Annotated in this window: 12 protein-coding genes and 1 pseudogene; 7 read left to right on the forward strand and 6 right to left on the reverse strand. The window is 72.3% G+C overall.

The window, feature by feature from the left end; genetic code table 11:
* The first annotated feature begins 159 nt into the window (after positions 1-159).
* Both AB0G08_RS03240 and AB0G08_RS03245 read left to right on the forward strand, forming a co-directional pair.
* On the forward strand, positions 160-951 hold the full coding sequence (locus AB0G08_RS03240; RefSeq protein WP_358082380.1) for a deoxyribonuclease IV: 792 nt from the start codon (positions 160-162) through the stop codon (positions 949-951).
* Entirely contained in the window at positions 948-3,290 is a 2,343-nt protein-coding gene (locus AB0G08_RS03245) for a hypothetical protein (protein WP_358082383.1), read from the forward strand. The genes AB0G08_RS03240 and AB0G08_RS03245 overlap by 4 nt, the downstream gene beginning before the upstream one ends.
* Positions 3,291-3,339: 49 nt before the next feature.
* Here the strand turns inward: AB0G08_RS03245 and AB0G08_RS03250 are convergent, their stop codons facing one another.
* From AB0G08_RS03250 to AB0G08_RS03260, 3 genes and pseudogenes are all read right to left on the reverse strand, one after another.
* Positions 3,340-4,845 (reverse strand): glycosyltransferase 87 family protein, encoded by a 1,506-nt coding sequence (locus AB0G08_RS03250; RefSeq protein ID WP_358082386.1) that lies wholly within the window; start codon positions 4,843-4,845, stop codon positions 3,340-3,342.
* Between the two features lie 321 nt (positions 4,846-5,166).
* A pseudogene (locus AB0G08_RS03255) lies at positions 5,167-7,836 on the reverse strand (transglycosylase domain-containing protein); the annotation flags it as partial.
* 197 nt (positions 7,837-8,033) lie between these two features.
* On the reverse strand, positions 8,034-8,501 hold the full coding sequence (locus tag AB0G08_RS03260; protein ID WP_358082389.1) for a DUF5318 domain-containing protein: 468 nt from the start codon (positions 8,499-8,501) through the stop codon (positions 8,034-8,036).
* Positions 8,502-8,675: 174 nt separating this feature from the next.
* Here AB0G08_RS03260 and AB0G08_RS03265 point away from each other — a divergent pair, with 174 nt between their 5' ends.
* The 3 genes from AB0G08_RS03265 (at position 8,676) to AB0G08_RS03275 (ending at position 11,250) form a co-directional block, all read left to right on the forward strand.
* Positions 8,676-9,314, forward strand: coding sequence for a PadR family transcriptional regulator (locus AB0G08_RS03265; RefSeq protein WP_358082392.1), 639 nt, complete (start codon positions 8,676-8,678; stop codon positions 9,312-9,314).
* Between the two features lie 23 nt (positions 9,315-9,337).
* Positions 9,338-10,417: an inositol-3-phosphate synthase gene (locus tag AB0G08_RS03270; RefSeq protein ID WP_357866909.1), complete on the forward strand. Its 1,080-nt coding sequence runs from the start codon at positions 9,338-9,340 to the stop codon at positions 10,415-10,417.
* Between the two features lie 296 nt (positions 10,418-10,713).
* Entirely contained in the window at positions 10,714-11,250 is a 537-nt protein-coding gene (locus AB0G08_RS03275) for a hypothetical protein (RefSeq protein ID WP_358082395.1), read from the forward strand.
* Positions 11,251-11,324: 74 nt separating this feature from the next.
* Here the strand turns inward: AB0G08_RS03275 and AB0G08_RS03280 are convergent, their stop codons facing one another.
* Both AB0G08_RS03280 and AB0G08_RS03285 read right to left on the reverse strand, forming a co-directional pair.
* Positions 11,325-11,804 (reverse strand): methylated-DNA--[protein]-cysteine S-methyltransferase, encoded by a 480-nt coding sequence (locus tag AB0G08_RS03280; RefSeq protein WP_358082398.1) that lies wholly within the window; start codon positions 11,802-11,804, stop codon positions 11,325-11,327.
* Between the two features lie 190 nt (positions 11,805-11,994).
* The gene (locus AB0G08_RS03285) at positions 11,995-12,399 is read right to left on the reverse strand and encodes a hypothetical protein (protein WP_358082401.1); all 405 of its coding nucleotides are present in this window, start codon (positions 12,397-12,399) and stop codon (positions 11,995-11,997) included.
* Positions 12,400-12,546: 147 nt separating this feature from the next.
* Between AB0G08_RS03285 and AB0G08_RS03290 the strand changes: the two genes are divergently transcribed.
* Together AB0G08_RS03290 and AB0G08_RS03295 are read left to right on the forward strand one after the other, a co-directional pair.
* Positions 12,547-13,068: a hypothetical protein gene (locus AB0G08_RS03290; RefSeq protein ID WP_358082909.1), complete on the forward strand. Its 522-nt coding sequence runs from the start codon at positions 12,547-12,549 to the stop codon at positions 13,066-13,068.
* A 31-nt stretch (positions 13,069-13,099) separates the two neighbouring features.
* Positions 13,100-14,617 carry an SPFH domain-containing protein gene (locus tag AB0G08_RS03295; protein ID WP_358082404.1) on the forward strand — a complete coding sequence of 506 codons (1,518 nt, stop codon included), beginning with the start codon at positions 13,100-13,102 and terminating at the stop codon, positions 14,615-14,617.
* Between the two features lie 193 nt (positions 14,618-14,810).
* Here the strand turns inward: AB0G08_RS03295 and AB0G08_RS03300 are convergent, their stop codons facing one another.
* Positions 14,811-16,826 carry a S8 family serine peptidase gene (locus AB0G08_RS03300; protein ID WP_358082407.1) on the reverse strand — a complete coding sequence of 672 codons (2,016 nt, stop codon included), beginning with the start codon at positions 16,824-16,826 and terminating at the stop codon, positions 14,811-14,813.
* Between the last annotated feature and the right edge of the window lie 109 nt (positions 16,827-16,935).

Here is a 16,935-nt window from a genome sequence, read left to right on the forward strand (position 1 = left end):
CGCCTCCGGCCGGCCGGCCTGCGGCGTTCCGGGCGGCTGCGGCAACCGTGGATCCCACTCGCATCAACGACCGCCGACGCCGGGAGGTGACGCGTGGGGCCGGCGCGTCCGCCACCGCCGTCATCCCCGCTGTCGGCGACGCGACGTAGGCTCCCGTGCATGCGTATCGGAGCCCACGTCGATTCGACCGACCCGATGGCGGAGGCGACCGCCCGAGGGGCCGAGGCCGTGCAGTTCTTCCTCTCCGACCCGCAGGGGTGGAAGGCGCCGAAGCCACGGGAGGACGCGGACCGGCTACGGGCCGCGGACGTCGACCTCTACGTGCACGCGCCGTACGTCATCAACGTCGCGACCCTGAACAACCGGATCCGGATCCCCAGCCGCAAGCTGCTGCTCGGGCACGCCCAGGCGGCCGCCGCCATCGGCGCGAAGGGGCTGATCGTGCACGGCGGGCACGTCAACGCCGGCGACGACCTGGCGGTCGGCTTCGACAACTGGCGCAAGACCTTCGCGTACGCGGCGGACTCCGGCGGCTTCGGCGTGCCGGTCCTGATCGAGAACACCGCCGGCGGTGACAACGCGTGCGCCCGGCGGCTCGACGCGCTCGCCCGGCTCTGGGACGCCGTGGGTGACCACGAGGTGGGTTTCTGCCTCGACACCTGCCACGCCCACGCCGGCGGCGAGGAGTTGCTCGGCCTGGTCGACCGGGTCAAGGCGATCACCGGGCGGATCGACCTGGTGCACGCCAACAACTCCAAGGGCGCGTTCAACTCGGGCCAGGACCGGCACGACAACCTCGACGGCGGCACGATCGACCCGGAGCTGGTGGTGGCGGTGATCCGCGCCGCGGGCGCACCGGTCATCGTAGAGACCCCGGGCGGGGTCGACGGTCAGGTTGCCGACATCGCCTTCCTGCGTGACCGACTGGGCACGGGGAGCCCGACGGCATGACGACCGAGCAGTCCGCCGCCGGCGGCTCCCGGCCCGACGTCGCTGCCGCGCCCACCGGAGGCCCGTCCGACGCGACCGGCGCGGCCACGAAAGCCGACGCGGGCGAGAAGACGGACCGCGCCGGAGAAGCCGACACGACGGGTGCCACGCCCGACGCGGCCGCCAGGACCGGCACAGCGCAACCCGATGCTCCCGCGGCCCAGCCCGATGCCGACGGGCCCCGGGCCAAGGCAGGCGGGGCCGAAGCCAGGGCCGGCGCGGCCGAGACAGCCGACGCGGCCGCGGCCGGGAACGGGAAGGCCGGCACCAAGGCCGGCGGGGCCGACGAGGTCGGAACCAGGACTGGCACGGCCGACACCAAGGTCGGTGCGGCCGGTAAGACCGACGGCAAGGGCGACGCGGCCGGCAAGGACGAGTCCAAGGCCGGCAAGGACGGTGCCGCCGGCACCAAGGTCGGTGCGGCGGACGAGGCCGGCACGGCCGGGACCGGCGCCCAGGGCGCGGGCACCGGCGGCGACAAGCCCGCCGACGGCAAGGACGCGGACGGGGGCGACAAGGGCAAACCGGACCGGTGGGAGGCCTTCGCGTCCGCCCCCGAACCGGTGCCCTCCCGGATCGGGCGCGCCGCACGGGCGGTCGGCCGCCTGCTGATCCACGAGTGGACGCTGGCGGCGCTCGCCTCGCTGGCACTGGCCGTGCTGCTGACCTGGCCCACGCTGCGCTACCCGCGGCACACCCTGCCGCAGGACTACTGGGACCCGAGCCTCCAGGCGTGGCAGATGGCCTGGTCGGGGCACATCCTGCTGACCAACCCGGCGCAGCTGTGGCAGTCGAACACGTTCTTCCCGGAGCCGTGGAGCTTCGCCTTCTCCGACACCCTGCTCGGCTACGCCCCGGCGGGCATGATCGGCACTGGCCCCGAGGCCGCCGTACTCCGCTACAACATCATGTTCGTGCTGGCCCACGCGCTCGCCACGCTCGGGGCGTACGCGCTGGCCCGGCAGCTCGGCGCGGGCCGGATCGGCTCCGCGGTGGCCGGGGCGAGCTTCGCCTACGCGCCCTGGCTGCTGGCCCAGGCCGGGCACCTACACGTGATCTCCAACGGCGGCATCCCGCTGGCGTTGGCCATGCTCGCCCGGGGCCACGGCTGGTCGCTGCGGCACGGGTACCGTCCCGAGCGCCGGCACGACGGCTGGGTCTACGCCGGCTGGTTGGTCGCGGCCTGGCAACTCAGTCTCGGCTTCGGCATCGGGCTGCCGTTCGCGTACTTCCTCGCCGGGACCGTGCTGGTCGCGGCCGTCACCTGGTTCCTGCGGCGGTGGGTGGTCCGGCCGGTCAAGCGGCCGTTCGGCCGCCGGCTGCTGGTCGCGGACCTGGTCGGCGGCCTGCTCTTCGCCGGCGTCGGCGCGCTGCTGGCCATCCCGTTCTTCACCGTGGCCGAGGCGCACCCGAACGCGAAGCGCTCCATCGGCGACATCGGCATCTTCTCGCCGCCGGCGAGCGGTTTCTTCACCGCGCCCGCCGAGTCGCGGGTCTGGGGTGGGCTGCACGAGGGGGCGCGGGCGCTGCTGCCCTGGCACCCGGAGATGACCCTGCTGCCCGGTTTCGTGCTCTACGCGCTCGCCGCCGGCGGGCTCTTCTTCTCGGTGTGGAAGCTGCGCCACCGGCTGCTGCTGCTCGCCGGGGTGGTGGTGACGATGGTGCTCGCCATGGGCACCCGGTTCTTCGACGGCACCTTCACCTACGTGCCGCTGTTCGAGCACCTGCCCGGCTGGAACGGCCTGCGTACGCCGGGTCGGCTGATGCTCTGGACGACGCTGCTGCTCGGGCTGCTCGCGGCGGGCGCGGTGAGCGCGTTCGCCACCCGGGTCCGGGAGATCTCCGCCGAGCGGATCCCCTCCTGGCCGAGCCCGTGGCTGCGGCTGGCCACCCTCCTGCCGCTGGTGCTGGTGATCGGCGAGGGGTTGAACTCCACGCCGCACCCGATCGTGCCGCCCCAGCCGGCCGCGATGCGGACCGTGGACGGGCCGCTGCTGGTGCTGCCGAGCAACCAGAGCCTCGACCAGCCGGTGATGCTCTGGTCCACCACCCGGTTCCAGGACGTGGTGAACGGAGGGAGCGGCTTCACGCCGCGGCAGCTCGACGACGTACGCCGCGTGACGCTCTCCTTCCCCGACCAGGTCAGCGTCGACTACCTGCGCGTCCTCGGGGTCCGCAACGTGCTGCTGATGCGGGACCACATCGCCGGCACGCCGTGGGAGGTCACCGTCGACGCACCGGTCGACGGGCTCGGCATCACCCGCGAGGAGATCGGCGACGTGGTCGTCTACCGCCTCTGACCGGCGTTCGCCCGGCCGTCGGGGGGGCGCCTCCGACGGCCGGAACCGGTCAGACGGCGGCCGGTGTCGGCTTGGCCGGCACCTCGGGCCGGCGTCGCCAGCGGTCGAGCCAGGGCGCGTCCGGCGCGCCGTCGAGCAGCCCGCCGTCCGGGTCGTCGGCGTAGGTCCGCCGGACCGGGTCGAGTTCCGGCCGCAGTACCTCCCGGACGACCAGAACACAGAGCACCACCACGGTGGTCAGGCGCAGCGTCGCCGCCAGCACGAAGACCCCCTCCGGGAAGACCGGCTTGCTGGTCGCCGCGCCGAGCAGCTCGCCGTAGAAGGCCACGAAGTAGCAGACCTCGGCCAGCTGCCAGGCCAGGAAGGCGCCCCACTTCGGGCGGGCGAGCACCACCAGCGGCAGCAGCCAGAGCACGAACTGCTGCGACCACACCTTGCTGAAGATCAGGAAGGCGGCGACCACCAGGAACGCGAGCTGGGCGAGCCGGGGCCGGCGCGGGGCCAGCAGCCCCAGCGCGGCCACCCCGAGGCAGGCCAACCCGAAGAGGGCGTACGACAGGGTGTTCAGCGTGGGGATGTTGACGTTCAGCCACTCGAAGGGCCCGAGGTCGGCGGGGTTGCCGCTGCCGACCTTGCCGTCCAGGTAGCGCCCGATGTACCAGAGGGTGCCCCAGTCGATGGGCCGGGTCGAGTTCAGCTCGAAGAAGCGGTCCCAGTTCTCCCGGTAGGGAATGGCGACCGGCAGGTTCACGAGGACCAGGGACACCAGGGCGGCGCCGAAGGCGGTGAGGGCGGCGCGGAGCCGCCCGGCGCGCAGCGCCAGCACCAGGATGGGGCCGAGGATGAACAGCGGCCACATCTTGGCCGCCCCGGCGAGACCGAGCAGGACGCCGGCAGCCAACGGGCGGCTGCGGGCCCAGGCGAAGAGGCCGAACGCGGCCAGGCCGATGGCGAGCAGGTCCCAGTTGACCGTGGCGGTGAGCATCAGCGCGGGGGCGAGCGCGAAGAGCGCGGCGTCCCAGGGTCGGCGCCGGCGCAGGGCGAGGATGACCGCCACCGTGGCGACCGCCAGCGCGCCGAGCACCAGCGCGTTGAGGTTGTAGAACCACATGCCCTGGTTGAGGCCCGGGTCGTTCTGGCCGAGGGCGTGCACGGGCAGGCCGAGCGCGCCCATGAAGTACCCGGTGAGCACCGGATACTCGACGGGATGGTCCTGGTAGGGGACCGCACCCTCGTTGAGCCGCTCGGCGTAGTAGAGCGCCAGCACGTCGGTGTAGCAGAACCGGGTGTACTGCACGTTGTTCTGCCAGGCGCCGTCCTGGCAGGGCGACTTCTGCACCCAGTGCAACGCCAGGGTCAGGCAGACCAGGGCCAGGACGATGCGGGTCGCCGTCCAGAACCGGCTCTCCCGCCCGGCGGGCCGGTCCAGCGCGACGGCGTGGTCGCCCAGCGGACCGCCGATCGCGCCGGAGACGCCCCGGACGAAGCCGTCGGAGCGGGACGGGTGGTCAGGGGCACCGGCGTCGTCGATGCCTCGCGTCGACTGCGTGCTCATGAGGGTGCATCCTGCCGTACATCTGGCCTCCGCGTCCCCTCTCTCTCACGACACGTCGGTACGCGAAACGCCGCCGGCGGCCGGAGAGGTGCTCCGGCCGCCGGCGGCGTTCGTCGATCAGTCGTCGTCTGGTCGGGGTGTCAGGGTCGGTAGCAGCCCGCCGCCGCCGTTCCCGCCCGGCCTCGGATCGGTCGGGGTGGTGGGCGCGGTGGGGCCGCCCGGAGGATTGCCGCCACCGTTGTTCCCACCGCCGTTGTTCCCGTCGGCCGGGCAGAAGGGGTTCAACGGGTTCGGGCAACCCGGCGGGTTCGCCGGGGGCGTCGGGGCCGGGGGCTCCACGCCGTTGCCGGCCTTGTCGTCACCAATGCCGGTGACGCTCGGCAGATTCGACGCCTCCTTGCCCTTCAGCGCGTCGTCCATGTACCGCTTCCAGAGCTCGGCGGGGAAGCTGTTACCGCCGATGTCGTTCTTGTTCTTGTCCACGATCGTCGGCTTCCTGTGGTCCCGGCTGCCGATCCACACCGCAGTGGCGAGGTTGTCGTCGTAGCCCACCATCCAGGCGTGGGCGTTACGGGGAGTGCCGTTGTGCTCCCAGGTGCCGGTCTTGCCGGCCGCGTCCCGCCCGTTGGCAAGATTGGCGTTGTTGTTCTCCGGGATCTCCTTCAGCACCGCGGTCACCTCCTGGGCGACCTCCTTCTTGATGCGCGGCTGCGGCTTGAGCCTTTCGCCCGTCCCGGGGACCTGCTCCCACTTTCCGGTGGACTTGTTCTGCCTCTCCACCTTGAGAACGAAGTGCGCCTTGTTGTACACGCCGTCGTTGGCGAGGGTGGCGAGCCCGTTGGCGTGGTCGAGCACGGTGATCGGGTACTGGCCGTAGCCGACGACCCGGTCGAACTTGCGCGGCGCGAGGTCCTCCGGCTTCTCCTTGAACAGGTCGAACGGCTGGGGCGGGTCGACCGTCCACATCGTGCTGACGCCCGCCTGCCGCGCCATGCCGACCACCTTGTCGGGACCGATCTTCTCCGTGAGGTGGAAGAACGGCACGTTGTACGACCGGATGGTCGACTCCTCCAGCGTGCAGTTCTTGCCGCAGACCGCTTTGCGGCCTGCGTTCTGCACCTCGTCCTTGAAGCCATCCGGCTTGAACGGGGTGGCGTCCCAGGTCGACTTGACCGAGATGCCGGCGTCGACGGCGGCCGCCAGGGTGTAGACCTTGAACGACGAGCCCGGCGGGTGACCACCGACGAGGTCGCCGTTGGCGTCAACGTTCTTGCCCGCGTAGTCGAAGTCTGCGCCGCTGTCACCGCCGTAGTAGGCGAGCACCCGGCCGGTCTTCGGCTCGACGGAGACCGCCGCCGCCATCAGGTTCCTCGGCTGCCCGTAGAGCACCGACCCCTTCCGATCCGGCGGGGCGGCCTCCTCCAGCGCCGCCTGCATCTTGGCGTTGATGGTGGTCGTGATCCGGTAACCGCCGGAACGCAGCTCGTCGACGCAGGTCGGCTTGCCCGGCGCGCCGGAGTCGGAGCAGATCCCCCACTGCTCCATCTCCTGGCGGACGTAGTTGACGACGTTGCCCCGGGGGCTCTTCACGCCGAACCCGTTGCCGTCCTTCTTCGGCGCCAGCACCTTCGGGTACGCGGTCGGTCGATCCGCGGCGTTCAGCCAGCCCTCCTCGACCATGCCCCCGACCACGTAGTTCCACCGGTCCTTGGCCTGCTCGAGGTTGACGGCGGGGTCGTAGCCCTTGTGGGTGGCGCTGGACTGGGGTTGCTTGATCAGGGCCGCGAGCACCGCCCCCTCGGCGACCGTGAGCTTGCCGACCGGCTTGCCGAAGTACGTCTGCGCGGCCGCCTCGATGCCGTACGCACCGCGCCCGAAGTAGATCACGTTCAGGTAGTGCTGCATGATCTCCGGCTTGGTGTACTTTTCGTTGAGCTTGGAGGCGAAGATCGCCTCCTTCACCTTCCGGGCGTAGCTGTCGTCCTTGAGGTTCTCGATCGCGTTGCGGGCGTACTGCTGGGTGATCGTCGAGGCGCCCTGCTTGTCGCCGCCGCTGACGTTGTTCCAGGCCGCCCGCGCGATGCCCTTGTAGTCCACGCCCGAGTGCTTGTAGAAGTTGCGGTCCTCGGCCGCCGCGACGGCGCGCTGGACGTGCTCGGGGATCTGCTGGATCGTGACGAAGGTGCGGTTCTCGTTGCCGAGCCGGGCCACCTGGGTCTTCTTGTCGCTGGCCAGGATCGTGGTGGAGAGCGGCAGCGGAACCTCGTCCGGGAGGACGACGTTGGTCGAGTAGTAGGTGAAGCCGACCACGCCGAGCCCGGCGAGCATGATGAAGACGGCGAAGCTGGCGATCAGCAGGTTCGCCCGCTTGCGCTTCTTCGACCGTCCTGCGCCAGCAGGACCACCCGCACCGCGGCCGCCGCGGCCGGGGCCCGTCGGCCCGCCGGGACCACCAGGCCCACCCGGACCGCCCGAGACCGGCGAGACACTCGCTCGCGCCGAGGCCCGGCCGCTGACGCCGCCGACGGCCGCCGACCCGACGCTGGCCCGTCCGGCCGGGGCGGCGCCGACGGCGGCGGAACCCACCGAGGCGCGACCGGCCGACCCGCCGGCCGCAGGGGAGACCGGCACCGACGCGCGACCCGCGCCCGCACGGCCCGCGCCAGGTGCCGGCGAGACCGGCACCGAGGCCCGGCCCGGCACCGCCCGACCGACGGGGGCGGAACCCACCGGGGCCGAACCGGCACGCGGCGGGACGGCCGCCGACGCCGAGCCGGAGACGGACCCACCGCGCGGCGGCACGGCCGCCGAACCGCCGACCGAGGCCCGCCCGCCGGCAGCGCGGGGCGCGACCGAGGCGCGACCTGCCGGTCCCGTGCCCTCCTGTGCAGCCGACCAGCCGCCCCCGGCGGCGTCACCGCCGGGATCGCCGTGCTGGCCCGGGATCTGGGCCCGCCCGCGCGGGGAACTGGAATCGCCGTACGAGTTCATTCCTCACACCCTGCCGTCGCGGTGGGGCGCTGCTGCACCGCCACCGGTTTGCCGTGAGATGGGACACCCGTCGAGGGCGGCACGTGCGTGCCGGTCGACTGGTGCCACTTGCGAATCAATCGGGCCAATCAGACCAACGATCCGTTGGTGCCCCCGGGCGTGTGCGCGCTGGCCGGGGTCGGCCGATCGAGCGAAGATCACCGTTGCGCCTCTCGCCTCCGTCGGCCGTCCGCACCGCTGCCCGAGGCGGACGTGCCGCCCATCGCGCCCTGGTCCGGGCCGCCCTCCGGGCTCCCGGCCAGCCCGTCCCGGCCGAGCAGGTACTGCTCGACGAGATGGTTCCAGTCACAGCCGAGGCACACCTCCACCACGAAGACCTGGAACTCACGCACCGTCATCGCCAGCACCGGCAACTCGGCCAGCGTCCGGGCCTGACCCGCGGACTGCCTGAGTTCGTCGCCGTAAATGTAGTGGACGTGGGTCAGGTTCTCGCTCCGGCAGATCGGACACCGCTCGTCGGTCGGCTCGCCGTGGAAGCGGGCCGCGTTCTTCAGGTAGGGCGAGGCGTCGCAGACGTCGTACGTGCCGACCCGTCCGGCGAGGAGCTCACGCAGCACCGCCCGCTTCCGGAGCGAGTAGTCGACCACCTGGCGCTGCGTACGCATGCGGAGAAGGGTACGCGGTCTGGTCGGGCTGGGCGACCACCGTGACGATGCGTGACCGGGGAACCCCGGAGCGGGGGTTTGCCCTGATCACGGCGATCCGCTAGCGTGCGATGTATCGGTCCGATACATCGCGGCGGTTACCGCTCCGCGTAGAGGGTACAGAGAGGATGGCCCGTGCTCGAGCTCGCCATCCTCGGCCTCCTGCAGGAGTCTCCGATGCACGGCTACGAGCTGCGCAAGGAGCTGACCGCCAAGCTCGGCGCGATCAGGGCGGCGATCAGCTACGGCTCGCTCTATCCCACCCTGCGCCGGTTGCAGGCGGCGGGGTGGATCACCGAGGCCGCCGACCCACCCGCCACCGCCGAGGAGGTTCCCGCGTTGACCAGCCGACGAGGTCGGGTGGTCTACGAAATCACCGCGGAGGGCAAGGAACGCTTCGCCCAACTGATCGCACAGACCGGGCCCGAGACGTACGACGACACGGGGTTCGGCGTGCACTTCGCGTTCTTCGCCCGGACCGACCAGGCGACCCGACTCCGCATCCTCGAGGGTCGCCGGCGAAAGATCGAGGAACGCCGCGAGGGGCTTCGTGACGTGCTCGGCCGGGCGGCCGAACGGCTCGACGCCTACACGCTGGAACTGCAGCGCCACGGTCTGGACGCCTGTGAGCGCGAGGTCCGCTGGCTGGAGGAGCTCATCGCCAACGAGCGCTCCGGCCGTGCCCCGACGGTCCCGTCAACCGGGACGGCCGGCGGTCGACGAGAAGACAACAGCCCGCCTGCCCCTGGAGAGTCCAGGAATGAGCGGCCGTGATGAAGAAGAAGGAGGCAGACGCTATGGGCTCCGTCCGCGTCGCCATCGTCGGTGTGGGTAACTGCGCCTCGTCCCTCGTGCAGGGCGTGGAGTACTACCGGAACGCCGACCCGAACGACCGCGTCCCGGGTCTCATGCACGTCACCTTCGGCGACTACCACGTTTCGGACGTGCAGTTCGTCGCGGCGTTCGACGTGGACGCCAAGAAGGTGGGCATGGACCTCGCCGAGGCGATCGTCGCCAGCGAGAACAACACCATCAAGCTCTGCGACGTGCCGCCGACCGGCGTCACGGTGCAGCGCGGTCCGACCTTCGACGGTCTGGGCCAGTACTACCGCGAGATCGTCGAGGAGTCCGACGCCCAGCCGGTCGACGTCGCCCAGGCGCTGCGCGACGCGCAGGTCGACGTCGTGGTCTCGTACCTGCCGGTCGGCTCCGAGCAGGCAGACAAGTTCTACGCCCAGGCCGCGATCGACGCGGGCTGCGCGTTCGTCAACGCGCTGCCGGTCTTCATCGCCTCCGACCCGGAGTGGGCCAAGAAGTTCGAGGACGCGGGCCTGCCGATCGTCGGCGACGACATCAAGAGCCAGGTCGGCGCCACCATCGTGCACCGCGCGCTGGCGAAGCTGTTCGAGGACCGGGGCGTCGAGCTGCTGCGCACGTACCAGCTCAACTTCGGCGGCAACATGGACTTCATGAACATGCTGGAGCGCAACCGCCTGGTCTCGAAGAAGATCTCGAAGACCCAGTCGGTCACCTCGCAGATCCCGCACGAGATGAGCAAGAGCGACGTGCACATCGGCCCGTCGGACCACGTGCCGTGGCTGGACGACCGCAAGTGGGCGTACATCCGCCTGGAGGGCCGCTCCTTCGGCGACACCCCGCTCAACGCCGAGCTCAAGCTCGAGGTGTGGGACTCGCCGAACTCGGCCGGTGTCATCATCGACGCCGTCCGCGCCGCGAAGATCGCGCTGGACCGGAAGATCGGCGGCCCGATCCTGTCGGCCTCGTCGTACTTCATGAAGTCCCCGCCGGTGCAGTACGCCGACCACGACGCGCACGCCGCCGTCGAGGCATTCATCGCCGGCGACGTCGAGCGCTGACGCGCCGACACCAGCACATCGAGGGCCGGGTCCGTGTGGACCCGGCCCTCGCCGCGTCCGGCCCTCGCAGCCGTACGCGCGACGACCATCGACGTCACACGGGGTCGAGCGGTCGGCCACCTGCCGTTAGGCTGACCGACGTGACATCCCTCGCTCGCCGCGGCTCGCGCGGCGCGGCGCGACGGGTCATCGGGGCGGTCGCCAGCGCGGTGTTCCTTCCGGTCCTCGTCGGCTGCGCGGCGCCGGGCACCGATCCGGCCACCACACCGGCAGGCGGCGCGGCTTCGCATGGCGGCGTGGCATCGGCCCGCCCGACCACCTCTGCGGCGCCGGCCGAGGCCGACTGCGTCAGGGCGGGGACTCCGGTCGCGCACCCCGGGGACGACGCCCGGCCCGGTGGCAGTGCCCCGGCCGCCACGTCGCGTCCACCCGGCACCCGACATCCGCTGACCGACGAGCAGCGTCGCGCGGAGGAGTTCCGCCGCCAGCAGGCGGCCAACGACGCCTTCCGGCAGCGCGGCACGCTCGCCGAGGAGGCGGCCAGCGGTGCCCGGGCCTGCGCGGCGGACGTCAGGAGGAGCCTCAACCTGCTGACCGCCGGCGACCGGGACGAGCCCGGGCAGGAGGCCGTCCGGCGGGCGATCGTGGCGACGGGGCTGACCGAGGTCACCGTGCGGCCACCGGGTCGACTCGACCTCGGCCCCGCCGACGGGCTGGTCTTCGCGGGTTGGACCGGCCGGGCATGCGTCTTCGGCAGCGTCCGGGCGGGCGACGTCACGGTGGAGATCGGCGCGCGCATCGCCGACGGCGGTTGTCTGCCCGCCCCCGGCTGACCCGGCGAGGGTGGTGCGGAGGAGTCCGCCTCCGGTTGACGCGGCCGGGGCGCGGACAGGACCGCCTCGCGCCGTCAGGACCAGGCGCGGCGCAGGGCGACCCCGGCCTCCAGCTCCAGCAGCTTCACCTTCCGGTCCAGGCCGCCGCCGAAGCCGACCAGCTTGCCTCCCGCGCCGACGATCCGGTGGCACGGCACGAGCACCGGGATCGGGTTGCGGTTGCAGGCCACCCCGACCGCACGGGCGGCGCCCTGGTCGCCGAGCCGCCGGGCCACCTCGCCGTAGGTGAGCGTCTCCCCGTACGGAATGCGGGTCATCTCCCGCCAGACGCCCCGTTCGAAGTCGGACCCGCCCGGCGCCGCCAGCGGCACCGTGAAGCCGGTCAGCTCGCCGGCGAAGTACGCCCGGAGCTCCGCCAGCGCCCGGCGGGCCGCCTCGTCTCCCGGCTCCTCGACGGCTCCGGAGGCCCGGCCGAAGTGGGCCCGGCACACGTGGGTCCCGTCGGTGGCGACGGAGAACTCGCCGATCGGGGAGTCGAGCACGGTCCAGCGCATCCCCCCATTGTCCCCGGTGCCCCGACGCCGTCCCGCCCGCGCCGCCCGGGCAGCCCGCGGGGCCGGCCGGCGAGCCGCGCCACCGCCGGCGTCGGCGGGCGGCGGTGCTGCCGGCAGCGCCGGCCCCGCGTGCCCGGCAGCGCCGGCACCGCGTGCCCGGAGCGGACGGGTGGGCCGTCGGCGAGAGCCGTCAGAGCAGGGTGAAGCCGAGCAGCAGGGCACCGGCGCTCAGGCTGGCGCCGCCCGCCACGGTCAGCCAGATCAGCTTGTTCGGCTTCGTGTCCTGCGGTCGGGCCACCGAGAGGAAGAAGCCGAGCGGCATCAGGACGGGCGCGGCCACGAGGAGGGCGCGGATGAGCGTGCGGGTGCCGTCGGACGCGTCGGCCTGGTCCACGTAGGGCAGCACGGCCAGCGCGAAGAGGACCAGCACCCCGGCGTGCGCGTGCCCGGCCGTCCAGAGCCCCCGGCGCACCGGGTTGTCCAGGTAGCCGGCCTTGCGCCGGGTGAGGTGCATGAGCAGGGTCAAGCCGCCGTACGCGACCGTGACGACGGTGATCAGCAGGATGCCGGCGGTGGTCAGGGTTGCCGAGGACACGGGCGCCTCCTTCTTGTCGATGTCAAGATTGGCCTTCCGCCCGAATCTTGTCAACAGCTAGATTGCCGGCGGCGGAGAGGTCCCGACGCCCGGCCCACGCCCCGCTGAACGGTCGACCCGCGACCGACGTTGCGGGGCACCGATACCGTGCAGGCCGTGGCCACGGGGACGCTGATCTTCCTCATCATCGGCGGCGCGGGCGTCGCGGTGCTGGCGCTCGCCCTGCTCGGCGGCGAGCTGTTCCACCTCGGCAACCCGGACTTCGACGGTCCGGTGTCGGTGGAGGCGGTCGCCGGGTTCACCGGGGCGCTCGGCTTCGGCGCCGCGATCGTCAACGAGCTGATCGGTGGGCGTACCCCCGCAACGGTCGCGGTGGCCCTGGCCGGGGGCGTCGCCGCGGCCGTGCCCACCGCCTGGGCGGCGACCCGGCTCAGCCGGGCAGCCCGCGACATGCGCACCGATCCCACCCCCACCCGCCACGACCTGGTCGGCGCGCTCGGCCTGGTGGTCACCCCGGTGCCCGCCGACGGCTACGGCGAGGTCCGCGTCCGGGTGGCCGGCCAGCCGGTCAAACTCAACGCCCGCGCCGACCGGCCGATCCCGGTCGGCGCACAGATCTTCGTGGTCGAGGCGCTCAGCGAAACCAGCGTGCACGTCGAGACCTACTGAACCCCCCTCGTCAAGAAAACAGGACGGTCACATGCTCCTTCTCATCGCCATCGGCGGCGCGGTCCTCCTCGTCCTCGTCCTCGTGCTCTTCGTGCTCTCCCGGATCAAGGTCGCCGGGCCGAACGAGGCCTTCATCGTCACCGGCCGCAAGGGCCGCACCACGCAGACCGCCGACGGCGGCCGGTCGACCGACAACTCTGGGCAGAAGGTCGTGCTCGGCGCGTCCGTCTTCGTCCTGCCCGTCGTGCAGAAGCTCCAGTCGCTCGACCTGTCCAGCCGGCGGATCGACGTCGGCATCAAGGGCGCGGTCAGCAAGCAGGGCATCCGCGCCGACCTGCACGGCGTCGCGATCGTCAAGGTCGGCGGCACCGAGGACGCCATCCGCGCCGCCGCGCAGCGCTTCCTGCACCAGCAGGACGAGATCGAGGACTTCACCCGGGAGGTGCTGGCCGGCGCGCTGCGCTCGATCGTCGGCCGGCTCACCGTCGAGGAGGTCATCCGGGACCGGGCGGCGTTCGCCAGCGCGGTCGCCGAGGAGGCCGAGCACTCGATGACCAACCAGGGCCTGGTGCTGGACACCTTCCAGCTCCAGGACATCCTGGCGGAGGGTTCCTACCTGCAGGACCTGGGCCGGCCGGAGGCGGCCCGGGTGCTCAAGGACGCGGCCATCGCCGAGGCGCGGGCCCGGCAGCAGGCCGAGCAGGAACGGCTGCTCGCCGAGGAGGCGATCGCCGAGGCCAACCGGAACCTGTCGCTGAAGCAGGCCGCCATCCAGGCGGAGATCGACGCCGCCAAGGCGAAGTCCGCCGCCGCCGGGCCGCTGGCCCAGGCCGAGCGGGACCAGGCGATCCTCTCCGAGCAGCAGAAGGTCGCCGAGCGCAACGCCGAACTCAAGCAGCGCCAGCTCGACACCGAGGTGCGCAAGCCGGCCGACGCCGCCAGGTACAAGGTGGAGCAGGAGGCCGAGGCGTCCCGCAACGCGGCGGTGCTGAACGCCGACGCCCAACGCCAGGCCGTCATCGCCGCCGCCCAGGCCGCCGCCGAGCAGGCCCGGCTCACCGGTGAGGGCGAGCGGGCCCGCCGGGCCGCGCTGGCCGAGGCCAACGCGATCGAGGGCGCCAAGGAGGGCGAGGCCGAGCAGCGCCGCCGTTCCGCCATCGCCGAGGCGGTCGAGCGGGAGGGTGCGGCCGAGGCCGCGGCCATCCTGGCCAAGGGTCAGGCCGAGGCCGACGCGATGGCCCGCAAGGCCGAGGCCTTCGCGGCGTACGGCGAGGCCGCGGTGCTGGACCTGCTGGTCAAGGTGCTGCCGCAGGTGGTCGAGGCGGCCAGCGCCCCGATCGGCGCGATCGACAAGATGACCGTCATCTCCACCGACGGCGCCTCGTCGCTGACCAGGTCGGTGGCGGGCAACGTGGCCCAGGGGCTCCAGCTCGGCAGCGACCTGACCGGCATCGACCTGGCCGGGCTGCTGTCGAAGCTCGGGGCGGCTCGCAACGGCGACGGGACGCCGCCGGTGGCCGGGACGGCCGTCGAGCGGCACGCCAGCTGACCTGGCCGACGCGACTGCCCGGGGCCGGGCAGAACGACGCCCGCCGAGCCGTGCAGGAGCACGGCTCGGCGGGCGTCGACGTTCGATGGGGCCGAGGATCACCTACCGGTGGTGACCCCCGGCGGACGCCGCAGTGGACCGGGCACCCGCCGCGCCGCCCGGGAGGCCGACGCGGCGGGTGTCACAGGGTCCGTCAGACGACGCCGACGGCGAACTTCTGTGCGGTGCCGAGGCCCAGGGTCGGGCTGGACCAGTCGATGGTCCGGTCCGCGATGAGCGGGTTGGCGCCGGCGGTGATCGCCTGCCCGTCGATGTACGCACGCAGATAGATGGTGCCGTCCGCGTTGTAGTCGACGAAGTCGAACACCTCCCAGGGGCCGACTGCCGTGCCCCTGGCGATCAGCGGCTTCGCGCCCGCGCTCTCCGCGGTCACCAATTTGCCGTTGACCAGGGCCCGCAGCGTGAAGAAGCTGCCCTCCTCGAGGAAGACCAGTTCGTACTTCTCCCACGCGCCGGCCGACGTGCCGCGGGCGATCAACGGCAGCGTGCCGGAGCTCTCCGCGGTCACGAACTTGCCGTTCACCGACGCCTTGAGGCTGATGACCGGGTTCGGTGCCTCGAAGTCGAACTTCGCCGAGGCGCCGATGGCGGTGGCGCTCGCGATCAGCGGCAGCGTACCCGCGTCCGCGACGACGAACTTGCCGTTGACCTTCGCCTTGAGGCTGACGCTGCCGTCGGTGTTGTGGACGATCTGGAACTTCTCCCACTCACCGATGGCAGCAGCGCCCGCGATCAGCGGCTTGCTGCCCGCGCCGTCCGCGGCGACGAACTTGCCGTTGACCCGCGCCCGCAGCCCGACGTACCCGCTTCCGGCGTCGACGATGTCGAACTTCTCCCACGCGCCCACGCTGGTGCCGCGGGCGACCAGCGGCTTCGTGCCGGAGCTCTCCGCGGTGACGAGCTTCTGGTTGATCCGTGCCTTCAGCCCGTACGAGCTGCGGGCCACCGGCGGGGTACCGACCTGGAGGAACCGGTCCAGCGAGCCCTGCGCGTCGTGCACGGGGCCGGAGAGGCCGCCGGTCACGATGCTGTTGCGCACCTGCGACGGGCTCCACGTCGGGTTCGCCGCCAGCTTCAGCGCCGCGGCGCCGGCGACGTGCGGCGACGCCATCGAGGTGCCGTTCAGCGTCTCGGCGCCCGTGGTGGAGCCGATGGTGGCGGAGGTGATGCTGACGCCCGGCGCGAACGTGTCGACGCAGCTGCCGTAGTTGGAGAACCAGGCCCGAGCGTCGATCTTGTCCGTGGCGCCGACCGTGATCGCCGCCGGCACCGACGCCGGGCTCACCTCGCAGGCGTCCTGCATGGAGTTGCCCGAGGCGACCGCGTAGGTGATGCCGCTGGCGATCGAGGCGCTCACCGCGTCGTCGACCGCCTGGACGTTGCCGCCGAACCCGAGGCTCATGTTCGCCACGGCCGGCTTGACGGCGTTCGCGGTCAACCAGTTGATGCCGCTGAGCAGCTCCTCGGTCGTGCCGAAGCCCTCGCAGTCCAGGACCCGCACCGCGACCAGCTTGACGTCCTTCGCGACGCCGTACCTGGTGCCACCCACCGTGCCCGCCACGTGCGTGCCGTGCCCGTTGCAGTCACTGGCGTCCTCGGTGGACGTGCGGTCCAGCATGGCGTTGAAGCCGTAGCTGGCCCGGCCACCGAAGTCCTGGTGCGCGATGTTGATGCCGGTGTCGAGCACGTACGCGGTGACACCCGCAGCCGACGTGCTGGGGTAGGTGTAGGAGCCGTCGAGCTTCGGCGACACCTGGTCGATCCGGTCCAGGCCCCAGGACGGGGGGCTGGTCTGGGTCCCGGTGGCGGAGGCCCGCATGACGGGCTCCACGTAGGCCACCCGCGGGTCCAGCGAGAGCCGCTTCACCTGACCCGCGTTGGCCTCCATCGAGTACCCACGCAGGCCGCTGGTGAAGACCTTGCGTACCTTGCCCCCGTTCTTCTGCGCGAGCGCGGACGCGGCGGCCCGGGTCTCGCTCGGTGTCGCCTTTTCGTCCTTGAGGACGACGATGTAGCGGCCCGGTACGACCCCGCCGGGTTCGGCGCCGCGCACGGGCGCCCGGGTCGGTTCGGCGGGCTCCGCCATCGCCGCGCCGCCGGAACCGGCGACGGCGATGGACGTCGCGGAGGCGAGAAGCAGGCCCGCCAACGCTGAGCGGCGTGCAACGCCACGACGTCTCACAAATGACTCCCCGTTGATTCGGAAGACCGTCCGCTGTGGATGCGGAACCGGTCGTACGGCCAGCCGCTGCCGGACT

The organism is Micromonospora sp. NPDC023644 (assembly GCF_040640115.1).
Lineage (GTDB): Bacteria > Actinomycetota > Actinomycetes > Mycobacteriales > Micromonosporaceae > Micromonospora.

Excerpts from the sequence above, each read along its gene's own strand:
- AB0G08_RS03280 (WP_358082398.1), bottom strand. The coding sequence starts at position 11,804 with ATGCGCTGGACCGTGCTCGACTCCCCGATCGGCGAGTTCTCCGTCGCC.
- AB0G08_RS03250 (WP_358082386.1), bottom strand. The coding sequence starts at position 4,845 with ATGAGCACGCAGTCGACGCGAGGCATCGACGACGCCGGTGCCCCTGAC.
- AB0G08_RS03245 (WP_358082383.1), top strand. The coding sequence starts at position 948 with ATGACGACCGAGCAGTCCGCCGCCGGCGGCTCCCGGCCCGACGTCGCT.
- AB0G08_RS03240 (WP_358082380.1), top strand. The coding sequence starts at position 160 with ATGCGTATCGGAGCCCACGTCGATTCGACCGACCCGATGGCGGAGGCG.
- AB0G08_RS03270 (WP_357866909.1), top strand. The coding sequence starts at position 9,338 with ATGGGCTCCGTCCGCGTCGCCATCGTCGGTGTGGGTAACTGCGCCTCG.
- AB0G08_RS03260 (WP_358082389.1), bottom strand. The coding sequence starts at position 8,501 with ATGCGTACGCAGCGCCAGGTGGTCGACTACTCGCTCCGGAAGCGGGCG.
- AB0G08_RS03295 (WP_358082404.1), top strand. The coding sequence starts at position 13,100 with ATGCTCCTTCTCATCGCCATCGGCGGCGCGGTCCTCCTCGTCCTCGTC.